Origin of the sequence: Arthrobacter sp. Bi83, from assembly GCF_918698095.1 — a bacterium.
GTDB lineage: Bacteria > Actinomycetota > Actinomycetes > Actinomycetales > Micrococcaceae > Arthrobacter.
The window spans coordinates 1-1,008 of sequence record NZ_CAKKLY010000121.1; the positions used below are offsets into that span (position 1 = coordinate 1).

The window sequence follows — 1,008 nt, forward strand, 5'->3', positions numbered from 1 at the left end:
GAGGAAGTCTGCTGGCCGCGGCTGGGTGGAGAGTGGTGTGTGGGAATTTCTCAGGTCCGGATCGGTGGGGGACATGGGTTCCCCGCAGTGGATGTACTGGGCGCCCAGGTGCACGACGTCATCGGTGTTGGTTGACCGGGTCAGGATTGCGGCGACGAAGTGTGCGGTGGTGGACAGGACGCGGGAGCCGCCGCAGTTGGCGCAGTTGAAGGCGACGGCGAGGGTTTCCCTGCGGCGGTCCATGACGGTGATGGAGTCCACGGCGAGGTGCAGGTCGGTGTCGCAGGTGGCGCACCAGGGGCGGCTCCCGCGGGGCTGGTGGGCGTCCCGGGGGAGGTAGGTGTTGGCGGTGGTGCTCAAGGGCTCAGACCAGGCCGGGGTAGCTGGCCAGGATGTAGTCGGCGGCGGCCGGGCCCCTCATGCGGAGGCCGCTGTGGCCGGGGCGGACGCGCCTCTTGCGCATCGCGGCCCAGAACTCGCTCTCCGGCCGCGGCACGCACTGGTTGAGGAAACACCAGCTGGTGTACAGGCCGTAGAGGCAGTCCCGTCCGAGGGCGGCCTCGGAGCGGTCGTCGGTGGTGATGGTGGCTTCTGCAAGGAATTGGTCGAACTGCGTATTTGCCATGGGGGTGGCCCTTTTCGCGGGGTGCGCTGTGTGCCGCCATGTGGCTATAGCAGCTGAGCCTCGGTGCGTGCACACGGCACTGAGGCGGTCGCCCGGTTCTTTGGAACTCTGCGGTACGGACGGGCTGTGCGTGGTGCGCAGTCACGGGCATCTGAGGCGGAGTGAACGGCCGGTGGGCCGTGCGCTGGAGTCCGCTTCGTAGGACCTGTATTAGACCTTGTCTACGATGTAGACTTTACCCGTAGACTAGGCAGGAAGCAAGCTTCCTTGCCTCGTGGAAACCAGCGATTATCCGATCAGATCAGGATGGAAACCCGTGCCGCCCTCAAACACTCCGATCGACGGTTCACCTGCCGGCGGGAAAGCCGCCGGGAAGCCTGCCG

2 protein-coding genes are annotated in these 1,008 nt (G+C 66.3%); both read right to left on the reverse strand.

The annotated features are described in order from the left end of the window. Positions 1-360 (reverse strand): hypothetical protein (locus LQ144_RS22910; RefSeq protein WP_230121536.1); only part of this gene is annotated, 360 nt, incomplete at its 3' end. 4 nt (positions 361-364) lie between these two features. Further along, positions 365-625 (reverse strand): hypothetical protein, encoded by a 261-nt coding sequence (locus LQ144_RS22915; RefSeq protein ID WP_230121537.1) that lies wholly within the window; start codon positions 623-625, stop codon positions 365-367. Positions 626-1,008: the final 383 nt, after the last annotated feature.